The 14488-nt window shown below is 51.0% G+C and carries 14 protein-coding genes; 12 read left to right on the top strand and 2 right to left on the bottom strand.

Annotated features, from left to right (window positions below; genetic code table 11):
• Nucleotides 1-37: 37 nt before the first annotated feature.
• Nucleotides 38-1291 (bottom strand): S8 family peptidase, encoded by a 1254-nt coding sequence (locus A3842_RS09775; protein WP_074101216.1) that lies wholly within the window; start codon nucleotides 1289-1291, stop codon nucleotides 38-40.
• A 161-nt stretch (nucleotides 1292-1452) separates the two neighbouring features.
• Here A3842_RS09775 and A3842_RS09770 point away from each other — a divergent pair, with 161 nt between their 5' ends.
• The 8 genes from A3842_RS09770 to A3842_RS09735 all read left to right on the top strand — a co-directional run bounded on the left by A3842_RS09770 (nucleotide 1453) and on the right by A3842_RS09735 (nucleotide 10444).
• Complete coding sequence (locus A3842_RS09770) at nucleotides 1453-1833, top strand: hypothetical protein (protein WP_178382325.1); 381 nt, start codon at nucleotides 1453-1455, stop codon at nucleotides 1831-1833.
• A 208-nt stretch (nucleotides 1834-2041) separates the two neighbouring features.
• A complete protein-coding gene (locus tag A3842_RS09765) occupies nucleotides 2042-2782 on the top strand; it encodes an alpha/beta fold hydrolase (RefSeq protein ID WP_074101214.1) in 741 nt (246 codons plus the stop codon).
• On the top strand, nucleotides 2783-3772 hold the full coding sequence (locus A3842_RS09760) for a hypothetical protein (protein WP_074101213.1): 990 nt from the start codon (nucleotides 2783-2785) through the stop codon (nucleotides 3770-3772).
• 341 nt (nucleotides 3773-4113) lie between these two features.
• Entirely contained in the window at nucleotides 4114-5091 is a 978-nt protein-coding gene (locus A3842_RS09755) for a phosphotransferase enzyme family protein (protein ID WP_074101212.1), read from the top strand.
• A gap of 39 nt (nucleotides 5092-5130) precedes the next feature.
• Nucleotides 5131-5859 (top strand): MBL fold metallo-hydrolase, encoded by a 729-nt coding sequence (locus A3842_RS09750; protein WP_074101211.1) that lies wholly within the window; start codon nucleotides 5131-5133, stop codon nucleotides 5857-5859.
• Nucleotides 5856-6695, top strand: a complete 840-nt coding sequence (locus A3842_RS09745; protein ID WP_143186229.1) for a phosphotransferase family protein — start codon at nucleotides 5856-5858, stop codon at nucleotides 6693-6695. The genes A3842_RS09750 and A3842_RS09745 overlap by 4 nt, the downstream gene beginning before the upstream one ends.
• A gap of 238 nt (nucleotides 6696-6933) precedes the next feature.
• Nucleotides 6934-8358 (top strand): FAD/NAD(P)-binding protein, encoded by a 1425-nt coding sequence (locus A3842_RS09740; RefSeq protein WP_074101210.1) that lies wholly within the window; start codon nucleotides 6934-6936, stop codon nucleotides 8356-8358.
• Between the two features lie 244 nt (nucleotides 8359-8602).
• Nucleotides 8603-10444 (top strand): UbiD family decarboxylase, encoded by a 1842-nt coding sequence (locus A3842_RS09735; RefSeq protein WP_074101209.1) that lies wholly within the window; start codon nucleotides 8603-8605, stop codon nucleotides 10442-10444.
• Between the two features lie 196 nt (nucleotides 10445-10640).
• Here A3842_RS09735 and A3842_RS09730 read toward each other — a convergent pair whose 3' ends face one another.
• Nucleotides 10641-11807, bottom strand: coding sequence for a copper amine oxidase N-terminal domain-containing protein (locus tag A3842_RS09730; RefSeq protein ID WP_074101208.1), 1167 nt, complete (start codon nucleotides 11805-11807; stop codon nucleotides 10641-10643).
• Between the two features lie 205 nt (nucleotides 11808-12012).
• Here A3842_RS09730 and A3842_RS09725 point away from each other — a divergent pair, with 205 nt between their 5' ends.
• The 4 genes from A3842_RS09725 (at nucleotide 12013) to A3842_RS09715 (ending at nucleotide 14413) form a co-directional block, all read left to right on the top strand.
• Nucleotides 12013-12585 (top strand): GNAT family N-acetyltransferase, encoded by a 573-nt coding sequence (locus A3842_RS09725; RefSeq protein ID WP_074101207.1) that lies wholly within the window; start codon nucleotides 12013-12015, stop codon nucleotides 12583-12585.
• Between the two features lie 10 nt (nucleotides 12586-12595).
• Nucleotides 12596-12712 carry an HTH domain-containing protein gene (locus A3842_RS33880; protein ID WP_143186228.1) on the top strand — a complete coding sequence of 39 codons (117 nt, stop codon included), beginning with the start codon at nucleotides 12596-12598 and terminating at the stop codon, nucleotides 12710-12712.
• Nucleotides 12713-12918: 206 nt separating this feature from the next.
• Nucleotides 12919-13938, top strand: a complete 1020-nt coding sequence (locus tag A3842_RS09720) for an SDR family NAD(P)-dependent oxidoreductase (RefSeq protein WP_074101206.1) — start codon at nucleotides 12919-12921, stop codon at nucleotides 13936-13938.
• 82 nt (nucleotides 13939-14020) lie between these two features.
• Nucleotides 14021-14413: a MerR family transcriptional regulator gene (locus tag A3842_RS09715; RefSeq protein ID WP_074086375.1), complete on the top strand. Its 393-nt coding sequence runs from the start codon at nucleotides 14021-14023 to the stop codon at nucleotides 14411-14413.
• Nucleotides 14414-14488: the final 75 nt, after the last annotated feature.

Here is a 14488-nt window from a genome sequence, read left to right as displayed (position 1 = left end):
GAACGAAAGTCTGCTGTTATTCGATTTTGAAAATTCGCTATTTTCGTAGCAGAAACCGCATATTGATCTCGCCGCTGCCTGCTGTGTTTGGCTTAAGGCCCAGGCGGAAGGCGTTTTTCTTCAATCTGGCTTTGACCTGGCAAGGCGAGAGCGAAGGACAGCTTTGCAGAAGCTGGGCGGCTGCACCGGAGACGATGGGGGTAGAGATGCTGGTGCCGGACAACACGAAATATTGTTGCCCAGACCGCAGGTACGGGAAATTACGGGCCAACTGGGAGCCGGGGGCGCGAAGCGAAATGACAGATTCCCCCGGGGCGACAAGATCCGGTTTGATCTTGCCGCAGGGTGCCGGGCCACGGCTGGAATAGAAGGTAATGCGGTCATCTTTTTGGGTGAGGGTCCGGCGGTCATCTACAGCTCCTACAGTAATAGCGGACGGACTGATGCCCGGTGACTCAATGGTTTTGCGTCCGGGTCCGCTGTTTCCAGCGGCGATTACAACAGTAAGTCCGGCTTTGACTGCTTTTTCTACAGCCTGGCAGAGCAGATCGTCTTGGCATGATGTGCTCACAGGTCCGCCGAAAGACATCGATAGAATGCGCAGCTTCAGACATTTACGCTGCGCAACACACCATTCGATCCCTTTAATAATCGTTGAGTCGTAGCCATCTCCGTTGATATCCAGTACTTTAACACCTACGATCCCCGCCTCAGGTGCTGGACCTCTATACTTCCCTTTACTGAGCCAGCCGTTGCCTGCCGCATCTCCGGTAATATGAGTGCCATGACCGTTGTCGTCATAGGGGCGCTTGCGGTGATTGATGAAATCCTTGAACGCCACGATGCGGTTCACGGGCCGGACCAGATCAGGATGAGGGAACACTCCGGTGTCAAGCACAGCAATGTTGATCCCTTTTCCGGTAAGCCCTCTTGAGCGCTTCACAGCAGTTGCACCGATCGATGGGGTGGCAATATCCAGCGACATGCTTTTAATGTCATCCAGGTATATCTTATGAACGCCCTCCCAGCAGCACATCCGTTCCAGGCATTTCATTGAAATATGTGAGGAAACCGCATTGAGCATTGGAATGCGATGTTTGACAGACATGACGTGTGAGCCTAAATGCTTGTGTAAGGCTTGCATCCTGCTCTGGATTAACTTGTGATTGAATTGAATAATAACAGGCAGCGTCGCTGATCCCTTACTGGAATGAACCGTTTTGCGAATCCGGTTTCTCAGCGGACGGTTCATTTTGGAAGCATACTGCTTCATCCACATTTTTTCGCCCATGGCTATCGTGTCACCTCTCCGATACAGGGTATGCGCGGAAAGGGATATGGGTACATTTCTATAAATCTGAGACAATACCACATTTCTGGAAGAGTAGTAGGCAAGAACGCGGTTCACTGCAAGCGCAAATTGCATCTAATACTCTATCCTATCAGAAAGTGGTGAAACAAATGAAAGCTCCTGACAAGAAAGCAATCCTGGCAAAAAAAGCTTTAATGGCAAAAAAAGCTATGATGGCCCGCAAGGCAAATGCAAAGAAGGTAGTGAAGAGACGCAGAATAAAACAGACTTTTGACAGATTTGTAGTTCTTGCTACAAGCCTGGGCAATGTGAATAAGGATTCCTCCGGATGGACAGCTTCCTTGACCAGCGGTACAGTAACGGTAACTGCCGATTTTGACGATTTTGGTGTGGCAAGATTTCCTACCATCACGACTTTAACAACGGTACCCTATACTTTGAGAATAAGAGATGATGCAGGTAATCTCTTAACGACCAAGTCTGTCTCTGCCAACCGCGAGTTTTTTGTTGCCAGATTCTAATCTTAGCGACTCTTTGAGATGAGCTTAAACGGCGCGTACCAGGCGGTGCGCGTTTTTTGGTACGCTTAATAAGTATTCGTACAGTGAGTTCCTGTGATCATCTAGTGATAGAGTCGTCAGGACCTATAGCATTTCAAAATTATCGGTCACCATGATATTCTTAACGAATACGAACCCTGAATTCATCCTGCGTTGAGGAGATGTAGAATTGAAAAGCTATTTTGTACATAACGGAGCTGTGGTGCTGCATGTGCTGGAGAATGGAGAGCCTTCTTCCACTATGCCATCGCTGCTTGTGATAGGCGGACTGTGGGAGCCTGCGGAGCGGGCCATTCCGCTATTATCGAATTTACCGGGACATACCGTATCCTTCAGCTTCCGGGGACGAGGACTCAGCTCAACACCTTATGGCGGCTATGATCTAGAGGATCATTTATCGGATATTGCCGCTGTCGTTACCCACACCGGAATTGAACATTACTGCGTGCTGGGATTTTCCAGAGGCGCTTCCTACGCGCTTGGCTGGAGTCTACAGAATCAAGAACAGATAAAAGGCCTTATTCTTGTAGACCAGCCGCCAATCCATCGAAGTGTATCACCGGAAACCGTGGATTTCTGGTGCGGTCTGACTTATCAGCAGGTGCCTATACTCAATTATATGCGGCGGGAAGCGCTGGAGGGGCTGGGACGTGATGCAGAGGAGATGGACTTCACTTCACAGCTGGCTCAGCTTAAGCTTCCAGTAACCTTGTTTGCCGGAAGAAATAAGGCGGCAGAGATTCCATCCGATATCTCCGAGGAGACCTTGGACAAGTACAAGCAGTACCTTTCCCCGTTTCACGTTGTGGAATTTCTTCACTCCGGGCATATGATTCCCGACGAGGAGCAGCAGAAATATATTGCTGAAGTCATTTTGTTTCTATATGAGAGGGGGCTGGCCGATGTATGAGTGGATCAAGGTTATAGCCGGGTGGAATACAGTGAGCAGGCAGAGAGGCTTGATTTCGGCAAGCGTTCAAGCTTCCGTATGGAGAAAATGGAGCTGGAATCATCGCCTCCCGGTATGACTGCAGCCGCGCAGTACTTCACTGCCGGGAATGCCTGGTTGTCGGAAGTATATAGAATAGGCATTCCAGCACAGGATGAGAGGATCCGCCAGCTTATCCTTACAGAAATTGCACCGCATTTTGCAGATGTGAAGCAGTGTATACGCGAAGGAAGCGTTGAAACGATCTATCTACAGGAGTTGAAGCCGGAATCACGGCAGCTGTTCGGGGATACGCAAACCGGAATTCTGCCGGTGCTGGAAGATCTCTATAGGCATCATGATATGAGTGACAGAATCAGCGGGGGTAAGCGGACGATCATCAATTATATGGTAAATCCGGATGCCCTGGAGCCTTATGAAGCGCCGGACACCGAAACACTGCAAAACCTGCTGAAAATTGCTTATTCAGACCTGCCGGATAGGGAATACAATGTGATGCCGCTCGGCTGGTTCTTTGACGAGAATTTGCGCCATTCTGCTGCGCTTCGCTTTTTTGCCGGATTTGTTCCCCATCTGATGCTTGGGGTGGATGAAGACACTGGTGAGGTCATCCTGCTTCAGATGTCCGGCAAGGAATTCGCCCGCAAGGTCCTGCTGAATTCGGCACGTCCCCAGCCTCCACGGCGAAAGGACAGCCATTTATATGTGGATATGGGCCATAGGGTCGTGTATGCAATTGATCTAAGCGGACAGTATCCGGTGAGCAACTGGCAAGAGCTTACAGAGAAACAGGCCTATTGGCTGAAGGAAGGCATGAATTTTAACGACTTCAATCATGAAACGGCAGAGCCGGTCCCGGCAAATATCGGGTTCTTTTATGACCAGGATTCTATTCAGTCCATAGTCGATAGGATCAATCAGGAGCTGGAGGATATCCAGTCACAGGATTAACCCGGTGATATCCCCTTGTCGATATAGCACTCGCCAGTAGCCCGCAGAGTTTCTGCGGGCTGCTCTAGCGTGGAGAACGCATTGTATTCTACTCATTCTTTACCTATAAATCCGCCAGTCATTTGAATATAATGGAAGTTGATGATTGCAAGGAGGTACAAAAAGAGTGGACATGCAAATGGAGAAGATTCTGAGTAGGTTTACAACGATTTGTAGTGAAGAGTTAGAAGCAAGCCTGACAGGGATATACCTGCATGGCTCCTTGGCCATGGGCTGACCGCTTTTGCCAGATATATGCTGGGTGAAATAAATAAGAAGAAAATAGAAGAGAGGTGTACACATTGAGTATACAAGCAGCAGAAGAAGTGCTCTCATTCTATACGCTTCAGGAGCCGATGGTTGAATTTATCAGACATAATGAAAATATGACGTTTAAGGTTACGGATCTAAAGGAAGGCAGACTATACTTGCTGCGTATTCATAGTCCGTCAACAGCAGGCCTGCTCGGGATTCAGCATACGCAGCAGGGCTTGGAATCAGAAATGTACATCCTGCAGGAGCTGTCCAAGGACCAGGCACTTCATGTGCAGAAGCCGGTAGCCAACCGGACCGGAGGGCTCGTAACCGAATATGTAAACGATGGCAAGGATATTTGTTATGCTACCCTGCTGGAATGGATAGAGGGCGCTACGCTCACTTTACAAGAAGACAACATGGAGCAAATTGCTTATCAGCTGGGGGAAAAGCTCGCTGCATTTCATCATTTCTCCCGTCATACTGAGCTTCCTGGTCTGCAAAGACCGGTGTATGATGCAGAAAGGATTGATACTGCGGTTGAAGAATTGAAATACGGCGTAGATTCAGATCTGTACAGTCAGGAACAATATGAGATCATTGTCCAGGTCCTCGGAATGATAAAAAGGCAGCTCCAAGTGCTGGAGACCCTTCCAGGGCAATGGGGGCTTGTACACGCGGATGTGCAGCTTGGGAATGTGATTATCACCGAAAGCGGGCCTTGTTTAATAGACTTTGGTTTTTGCGGGTATGGCTACTATCTATTTGATCTGGGCAGCGCGGGGACTGTTCTTCCCGGTGAGTTGCGTCAGCTTTTTTTACAGGGCTATGCTTCAGCAGCAGATTTTTCATGGGAGCAAATAAGGTATATTGAGGGGCAGATATTTATGGATACTTTTATCAGCTATCTTTTCTTTATACATGACTCCACACGCAATAACTGGATCAAAGAGAGTGCGGCAAAGCTTTGTAATACCCTATGCAAAGATTTTATTGCAGGCAAAGAAGTATTTTACTCATTCTAAACTTGAAAGGGTCCTTGAAACGGCAAGGAGGAACTAAAAATGAATATAGCAGAAGGCGCAGCCATCATACCGCTAGAAATCGAGGGCATCATTTTGAATTCCACTTTGGTGTGGGACGAACATAGGGCGATCCTGATCGATGCGGGCTTTTACGGGCATGGCACACAGATAGTAGAAGGCATGAAGCGGGCCGGCGTAGCTGTCGAGCGGTTATCTGCCGTGATTTTGACCCATCAGGATATTGATCATATTGGCGGTGTGCAGGACCTGATGGAATTAGCAGATAGACCGCTGGTGGTGTATGCCCACGCACTGGATCAGCCTTTCATCGAAGGAACGGTTCCGCTATTAAAAAGAGAACTGCCTCCACAGCTGCAGCATATGTTCGACCTTCCTTATCATGTAAAGGTGAATCATACGCTAAATGACGGGGATGTGCTTGATTTTTGTGGTGGTGTTGAAGTGATTTTTACTCCTGGGCATACCCCGGGACATATCAGTTTGTATTTGCAGACAAGCAGGATACTGATTGCCGGAGACGCATTGCCTTCCGTAAACGGGGAGCTGCAAACCCCAACCAATCAAACCACACCTGACCTGCCGGCGGCGTTCAACTCCCTGAATAGATTGCTGGATTACGACATTGACCAAATTGTCTGCTATCATGGCGGGCTGTGTATGGAGAATGTACAGGAGCAGCTCAGGCGTATAGTGGAGCACTCATCCGGTGAGACCGCTTTTTCAAATAAGGAGGAATCTGAGCTGTGAATGGATTACTGGGAATGAAGATTGGCGAAGGCGGATGTGCGGAAATTTACGAGTGGGAAGATACGTCAAAGGTTATCAAGCTTGCTAAGAGCAATACCGGAATGGATGCCTTGGCTAGAGAGTTCAGCAATACGCAAGCGGCTTGGGAAAAAGGACTGACTGTGCCGCGCCCCTACGAATTAACCGAAGTCGATGGCCGTCCGGGGATGGTGACAGAGCGCATCTATGGGGAGTCGCTAATGGAACGGTTCATACAGCTGTTCATGCAGGTGTCTGCAGACAGGAAATGGACGGACAGTGACGATGAGAATATCCGCATCACCGCCCGCAGCCTAAGCCACATTCATAGCCAGGTGATCCCTTCGATGCCACCGCAGCGCGAAGCGCTGAAATGGAATATCCATTCAGCCCGTTATCTGACTTCAGATGAGAAGAAGCGGGTCGTTGAGCGGCTGGATCGCCTGCCTTTGAAGTACCAGCTCTGTCATGGAGACCCCAACCCGGGAAATATCCTGATACGGGATAGCGAACCTGTAGTTATCGACTGGATGAATGCTTCGACCGGTAACCCCGAAGCGGATCTCGGTGAATACATCATCATGATCCGCTATTCGGTTCTGCCGCCGGGTCTGCCTGCGGGTGTGCCGGATTTCTTTGACTCCGTAAGAGAACATATCATCCGGGTATTCAGCGAAGAATACGAACGGCTGACGGGGATTGCTTACCGTGAGGTGGAACAGTGGCTGGTTCCGCTCGCTGCACGTAAATTGGACGTTGATTCTATCGTCGAGGAAGAGAAGCAAAGGCTGCTGGAGTTTATCAGAGCGGAGCTTTAAGTGAACAATGAAACAGTCCAGCCAGTGGCGGGAAATCTAACACGGATACCATTCGGTAGCAAGATTTATTCTTTTGTCAATATTATAGTAGGGTTAGACCCCAAATGTTAGTGATTGGATACAATCCGGTTCAGGGATTTTGGATGCAATGACAATAAACCTGACATATCCATTCAAAAGCCGGGGCTTACACGTTATAATATGGCCTAAAGATGCTACCCGAAAGGTCTGAGGAAGAATGAGCCTGGAAACCTTAAATGAACGAGTGAAAACGGATCTTTCCTATCTTGCCTATGGAGGTCCAGACTGGGTACGGCCGCTGAGCCATCCGGCAGGCCATGTATATGATGTTGTAATTGTGGGCGGTGGGCAAAGCGGCCTCGGAGCGGCTTTTGGACTGCTCCGTGAACGGATATCGAACATTCTGCTGATCGATGAGAACAGTGAAGGGCTGGAAGGACCTTGGGAAACTTACGCCCGGATGGTCACGCTGCGAACACCGAAACATTTAACCTCGGTTGATCTGGGGATTCCTTCATTAACCTTCCGCTCCTGGTGGGAGGCGCAGAACGGGGCTGAGAGCTGGGAGGCCGTCGATAAAATCCCGCGCGGCGACTGGATGGATTATTTGCGTTGGTACCGGAGGGTTCTGGACCTGCCCGTGGTCAATGAAGTCCGGCTAGAGCTGATAGAACCTGGTGAAGATGGAATTCACCGCCTTCATATCTCAGGTGCTGGAGCGCCGAAGGAGCCATTGCTGGCGCGTAAGGTAGTGTTGGCTACAGGTATCCAGGGGGGAGGCGAATGGCATGTGCCCCCGATGGTAGCTGACCATCTGCCGAAAGCCATGTATGCCCATACCTCAGAGGATATGGACTATACGTTCCTCCGGGGAAAAAGAATCGCCATTCTCGGCGGCGGAGCCTCAGCGTTCGACAACGCGAATTATCTGCTCTCCGGGGGGGCAGCGGAAGCCCATGTGTTTGTCCGCCGCGAGCAGCTTCCGAATGTTAATCCGATCCGCCAGATGGAAGTTTCAGGTATGATTGAACGGTACCATACGCTGTCTGACCCGGAGAAATATGCAGTGATATCGCATTTCTTCAAATTCAATCAGCCGCCGACCAATGATACCTTTACCCGTGCAGCGGCTTGGCCGGGCTTCCAGCTTCATCTGGGTTCGCCGTGGCTGAAGGTCGAAGCTATCGGAGACAAGGCAGTAGTGACAACGCCGAAAGGTGAATTCTCCTTTGACTTTCTCGTAGTTAGCACCGGTCTGCTCAGCGACCCGGGCCTGCGTCCGGAGTTGCGTCAGGTCGAGAGCCATATTGCCCGCTGGAGCGACCGTTACGAAGCACCGTCTGGAGAGGCGAATGCGCTGCTGGATGCTCACCCGTATCTAAGCCCGGGCTTTGCGCTCCAGCCCCGTACGGAAGAGGGACGCAAGTTTGTACACGGACTGTTCGTCTTCAACTATTCCGCGCTTGCCAGTTGTGGCCTGTCGGCATCCGCCATCTCCGGCATGAAGAATGCGGTACCGAAGCTAGTGGCCGGAGTGGCCGATCAGCTGTTCACCGATGACCGCGAGGAAATTCTGAGTGCTTTTTACGCTTATCATGAGGTTGAATTTACCGGGGTGTGGCCCTTGAAAACTTTGGACTGATTAGACTGATGAACCGCAAGTGTATATTTTTACAGTAGGAGGCTGTCTTCCCGCAGAATGTTCTGCGAGGAGAAGCCTTCTTTTTGGTTTCGTGGGCCAGCGCTGCGAGAGCGGAATCAAAGGTATTTCTGCCTTTGATTTCGAGCATCAGCGCCTGTCAGAACACCGCTTGGCGTTGACCTCGCGGCTCCCCTCATTGATAATAAAAGAAGTTCACATTTCTTCTGGAGATTGGAGTAAGACCATGAGATACCGCAATATGGAAGAATGTATTACCGATTTGGAAAAACACGGACATCTGGTCCGTATTCATGAGGAAGTCGACCCGAATCTTGAGATGGCGGCGATACATCTGAAGGTCTACGAAGCGGGTGGTCCCGCCCTGCTCTTCGAGAAGGTCAAAGGCTCGAAGTACCGCGCAGTGTCGAATCTGTTCGGCACTATAGAACGCAGTAAATTTATATTTCGTGATACCTGGGAGTCATCCCAGGATGTGATTGCCTTGCGTAGTGATCCAATGAAGGCGCTCAAGCAGCCGCTCAAATATGTCGGCACTGGGCTGGCCGCCAGAAAAGCCCTGCCACTGAAAAAAGGGAGCGGCGTTCCGGCGGGCTTCGAGGAGATCCGAATATCCGACCTGCCGCAAATTAAGCATTGGCCTGGGGACGGCGGCGCGTTCATCACACTGCCTCAGGTCTATTCCGAGGACCCGGACAAGCCCGGCATTATGAATTCCAATCTTGGCATGTACCGTATTCAGCTTAGCGGCAATGAGTATGAGATCAATAAGGAAGTCGGCGTGCATTACCAGATCCACCGGGGCATCGGCATTCACCAGACCAAGGCTACGAAGAAAGGCCAGCCGCTCAAGGTCAGCTGCTTCATCGGGGGACCTCCCGCACATACCTTGTCTGCGGTCATGCCTCTGCCCGAAGGCTTAAGCGAAATGACCTTTGCAGGGCTTCTGGCGGGGCGCCACTTCCGCTACAGCTATGCGGACGGCTTCTGCATCAGCAGTGATGCCGACTTTGTCATTACCGGCGAGATTCATCCCGGGGAGACCAGACCGGAGGGGCCTTTTGGCGACCATTTGGGCTACTACAGTCTGACCCATCCGTTCCCTGTGATGAAAGTGCATAAGGTCTATGCCAAAAAAGGGGCCATCTTCCCGTTCACTGTTGTAGGACGCCCGCCGCAGGAGGATACGGCCTTCGGAGAATTGATCCATGAGCTGACAGGCGGAGCGGTGAAGCAGGAGGTGCCTGGAGTCAAAGAGGTGCATGCGGTCGATGCAGCTGGCGTACATCCGCTGCTGTTAGCCGTCGGCAGCGAGCGTTATACCCCGTACCAGCAGCTGAAGCAGCCGGCGGAGCTGCTTACCATCGCGAACCGGATACTCGGGACAGGACAGCTCAGTCTGGCGAAGTATCTGTTCATTACAGCGGAAGAAGACCGGCCGGTCAGCACACACAAGATCGGGGATTTCCTGATCTATATTCTGGAGCGGATCAATTTGCACCGGGACATTCATTTTCAGACCCATACTACGATAGACACCCTGGATTATTCCGGCACGGGGATTAACAGCGGCAGTAAAGTGGTTTTTGCAGCGGTGGGAGAGCAGAAGCGGACCTTGTGTACGGAGGTACCGGGGATTCTGAAGAATCTGCAGACGTTCGGACAAGCAAAAATGATTATACCGGGAATCGTGGCATTGCAGGGACCGAAGTTTATTGATTATGCGGCAGCCCAGAAGGAGACGGACAAGCTGAGTGTCGCCATTCAGGAGCAAGGTGTGCTCGATAGCTGTCCGATGATCATCCTGTGCGACGATAGTACATTCATGAGTGAATCGTTAAACAACTTCCTCTGGGCAACCTTTACGCGCAGCAATCCCTCACATGATATCTATGGGGTGAACAGTGGTGTAGAGAACAAGCACTGGTTCTGCGATAACGTGATCATTGACGCCCGTGTGAAGCCGCATCAGGCGCCTCCACTGATCCCGGATGCAGCGGTGGAGCGGAATATTGAACGCTTTTTTGCACAGGGAGCCCCTCTGGCCGAGCTGCGCAAATCGCGCTGAGCTTAAGCTTGGGAGAAGAACTGTACCCTGATCTGGTACGGCATCATTGTTGGAATGGGTGGCGGAATTAAAGAGAACCACGGCAGGCGTACCAGACGCTTGCCGTGGTTTTTGTTAAAATCGGGTCTTGGAGGCCAATGATGCAGATTGCCGCTAGGGGTAGTGGAATGTGAATGCTTTGTTTGTTTGTATCTGGTTACTTTCCGCCCGGAAGGGTATAGGTATACACTTCATCCTTGTCGCCGGTGATATACCCGGTAAAGGTTAAGGTGTTGCCAGTCCGTCCGGTCAGGAAGATATTGTCTCCCGGGAACATCGAATCGACCTGCTCCAGCACCCGCTGCCGGTCTGCATCCACCAGCACTTTGTAGAGCGGGGTTTGTGCACCGGTGCTGCGGTTCACCAATGTCAAGAATCCTGTATCACCAGGACGAATTACCGCCACATCCGAATACCAGCCTTCGACGTTATAGTACACGGCAGGAGGGTTGCTTTTACTTATGCCCATCAGTTGGGGCAGATCTATGGTTTCAATTACATCCCCTGTCCCATCCTCGATGAGCCGCAAGGTGTGGCCGTCGTTCAGCAGCAGCTTGCCTCCGGACCATACGGCTGGCTCGCTGAAGGTGGAATGGAAACCTGTATGGGCCTGGCGGATAAGGGCAGCGTTCTTGAGGAGGTAGGTGAAATATTCCCGATAAATATGAGGCTCCCCGTAACTATTGCTGATGCGCAGCATGGTAAGTCCAGCAGGTGTCTGTTCAAATTTGAAGTGGACCAGATCCAGCCCGCTACCCAGGGAAGCAAGCTTGCGCTTGGGGCTGCCTCCAGTGGTGATGAATAGTTCGCCGGTATCCAGGGAAGCGGTGTAAACGGAACCTGCGTGGCTCTCGGAGTAGGCACGGTACATATGGAGTCCGTCCGCCAGGATTTGCTGCGTTTGTGGATTCCAGCGGACGGTTTTACCCTCAAGAGCGGATACGATGAATTTTACAGGCACATAGAGCTGATGATTGAAGAGGTAAGGAGTGCCGCCGGTGTCAAGCTTTTTGCCATCGAGCACACCGGTGCGGCTGCCAACCTGAACGGTGAAGCTTTTCTCCCAGCCGCTAAAAACAGCTTTTTTACTGGAATTGTCCCACTTGAGTGCAAAGCCTGCAGGCGTGATTATAGAAGCTGGCATATAGGTGACACCATTCTTGATTTGTCCATCCCCTGTCTCGCCGCTTGCGAGTGTGGAGTGATTGGTGAAGGTCAGCACGACCTGCACGGTTGCAGCCTTTTGGGCGGATACCGGAGAAGGGGATGCACCCGATAACAGCAGCAATGCAATTGCGGCGGGCAGAAGCATTTTTTTGACCATATATGAAGTTCTCCTTTCAGGATGGGTGAATGAGGTGAGAAACAGGCTTTAAGGTGTGCAAGTGTTCATATAGACGGCTTCTCCGCAGGAATGTTTCGGTAAAATATGGATTTAACAAGAAAATATATTGAATATTTTGGATCGCCATTGCTACTATTGTGGGGAGTTCTATTATTGGTGAAGTAGGGATGAAGGGGACAAGACTATGGAAGTTCTGGAAACGCAGCGTTTAACGATGAGAGGCTTCAAGCCGGAAGACTGGGAGGATTTGCATGATTATCTTTCCCGGGAAGAGGTGGTGAGGTACGAGCCTTACGGGGTTTTTGATGAGGAGGCGAGTAAGGCGGAGGCGCTTAGGCGCTCTACGGATCATGCTTTTTGGGCGGTATGCTTGAAGGCGTCCGGTAAAATGATAGGCAATCTCTATTTTCAGCAGCAGGAGCCGCAGGCGTTCCAGACTTGGGAGCTCGGCTATGTTTTTGGGAGTGGATTTCAGGGCCAAGGCTATGCAACAGAGGCCTGCCTAAGGCTGCTGGAATATGCATTCAGTGACTTGCAGATCCGCAGAGTAACTGCTCATTGTGATCCCCGCAACTATCCCTCCTGGCAATTGCTTGAGCGGCTGCAGCTGCGCCGGGAAGGGCATTTGCTTCAGACAGGGTACTTCAAAAACGATATTGAAGGACATCCGCTCTGGCATGATACCTATGCCTACGGCCTGCTTGGAAGTGAATGGCTAAGCATCCAGCAGGCGGCTTCGGACAAGCAGCAGGCATAGCGGGAGAAAAATGGACCGTCTACTGGGGAAGGCATTCTATCTGCTGAACCGTGAAACGGTCAGTGCCCGGGTGCTGGCTGAGAATTTCGAAGTGTTGCAGCGCACCATTCAGCGTGATATCGATTGATTGCCCGTCTAAGCGGCAGGATTAAGTAGATATGTACTGAAAATTACATTGAGAATGACACTTGCACATGAACAATTCCCCTTGGAGAATTCATGTGCTTTTGTTATGTGAGGAAGCTGCTCTGTTATTAATAAAATTATGGCTTGCCTTAAAGTGAACTTTAAGGAATATGATGATCCCGAACAAACGATATGGAGGGATAATACATGGAAGCACAAAAACATAATCATCGAACGGTACAAGCGCCGCTAGCAACGGGATTCGACGTCCAGACAACAGCCAAAGAAGTAATCGGCGGTCTGAACCTGACTGGTAAAGTAGCAATAGTTACTGGTGGATATTCCGGAATTGGCCTGGAAACCTCACGTGTGTTAGCCGAAGCGGGAGCCACTGTAATTGTACCGGCGCGGACACCGGAAAAGGCTATAGCTGCAGTATCCGGCATTCCCGGTCTGGAGCTGGAAGCCCTTGATTTGATGGACCCCGCTTCTATTGACAGCTTCGCCCAGCGGTTCATCGTTTCAGGCCGGCCGCTTCACTTTCTCATCAACAGTGCAGGGATAATGGCTGCACCCCTGGCACGTGATACGCGCGGCTATGAGTCGCAATTCGCCACCAATCATCTGGGGCATTTTCAGCTAACGGCCCGTCTCTGGCCTGCATTGAAACAGGCGGGTCAGGCCCGGGTCATCTCGGTCTCCTCCCGGGCGCATCGCCTGGGTGGTGTTGATCTGAGTGATCCGAGCTTTGAACGGCGGGAATATGACAAATGGAAAGCTTATGCCCAGTCCAAAAGTGCGAATGTACTGTTTGCAGTAGCTCTGGATGATACAGCCAAAGCGTACGGAGTCCGGGCTTTCGCTGTCCATCCAGGCCTCATTCCTTCCTCGGGAATTGGCCGTTTCCTGGAGTCAGAAGAGGGGGGTGTGAAGCCGATCCAGACTATTCAATCCGCTAAAGAGAAGGGGGGACTGTCTCCAAGCATGGAACAGCCTGACTTCATGAAAACTACGGAGCAGGGAGCTGCAACCAGTGTATGGTGTGCGGTTAGTGAACAACTTGATGGCCTGGGAGGCGTCTACTGTGAGGATGCTGATATTGCCGAAGCTGTTCCGGCAGACAGTGTGCAGGGCTCGGGAGTCTGGCCGTGGGCCGTTGACCGGGAGTCTGCTGGGCGGCTGTGGGTACTCAGTGAGCAGATGACCGGAGTGAGGTTCAATATCTGAGCCGTCTTGACGTAAAGTACACTTTAAGCCGTATACTAGGGGGAAACTGGATCACTGTAGTGGTCAGAGGGAAGTGGCTTACTTGGGAATCTCCATTAAAGAGGCTTCGGAGAAGCTGGGGCTGGCTCCGCATACCATCCGCTATTATGAAAAGGAAGGGCTGCTTCCAGCGCTTCAGCGGGACGAATACGGGAATCGGATATTTGAGGAAAAGGATCTGGAGTCTATTTCGCTCCTGAACTGTTTTCGGGTAACCGGATTACCGGTGGCCACTTTGAAGCAAATGGTAGACCTTACGCTTCAAGGCGATTCGACGATTCCGCAGCGTGCGGCCATTCTACGGGAATACAAGCAGGATCTGGTGCGTCAACAGCAGGAGCTGGACCGGGCTTTTGCCATTGTGAATATGAAGCTGTCCAAATATGACTTACTGGAGCAAGGACAGCTGGCTCCGCAGGACCGCATGGGACTCTAGTACTGAGGGGAGTGAAGTGGAATTAGTGAACTTAAATATGCTCAAAAGCCTTCTGCTGAGGTGTTAGTGGGAATT

Source organism: Paenibacillus sp. P3E, from assembly GCF_001909045.1.
Lineage (GTDB): Bacteria > Bacillota > Bacilli > Paenibacillales > Paenibacillaceae > Paenibacillus_AQ > Paenibacillus_AQ helianthi.
This window is presented reverse-complemented; position numbering and strand designations above follow the sequence as displayed.

What these genes read in the sequence shown, in the direction of transcription:
- A3842_RS09775 (WP_074101216.1), bottom strand. Translation starts at nt 1,291, where the DNA reads ATGGGCGAAAAAATGTGGATGAAGCAGTATGCTTCCAAAATGAACCGT.
- A3842_RS09750 (WP_074101211.1), top strand. Translation starts at nt 5,131, where the DNA reads ATGAATATAGCAGAAGGCGCAGCCATCATACCGCTAGAAATCGAGGGC.
- A3842_RS09740 (WP_074101210.1), top strand. Translation starts at nt 6,934, where the DNA reads ATGAGCCTGGAAACCTTAAATGAACGAGTGAAAACGGATCTTTCCTAT.
- A3842_RS09735 (WP_074101209.1), top strand. Translation starts at nt 8,603, where the DNA reads ATGAGATACCGCAATATGGAAGAATGTATTACCGATTTGGAAAAACAC.
- A3842_RS09730 (WP_074101208.1), bottom strand. Translation starts at nt 11,807, where the DNA reads ATGGTCAAAAAAATGCTTCTGCCCGCCGCAATTGCATTGCTGCTGTTA.
- A3842_RS09725 (WP_074101207.1), top strand. Translation starts at nt 12,013, where the DNA reads ATGGAAGTTCTGGAAACGCAGCGTTTAACGATGAGAGGCTTCAAGCCG.
- A3842_RS33880 (WP_143186228.1), top strand. Translation starts at nt 12,596, where the DNA reads ATGGACCGTCTACTGGGGAAGGCATTCTATCTGCTGAACCGTGAAACG.
- A3842_RS09720 (WP_074101206.1), top strand. Translation starts at nt 12,919, where the DNA reads ATGGAAGCACAAAAACATAATCATCGAACGGTACAAGCGCCGCTAGCA.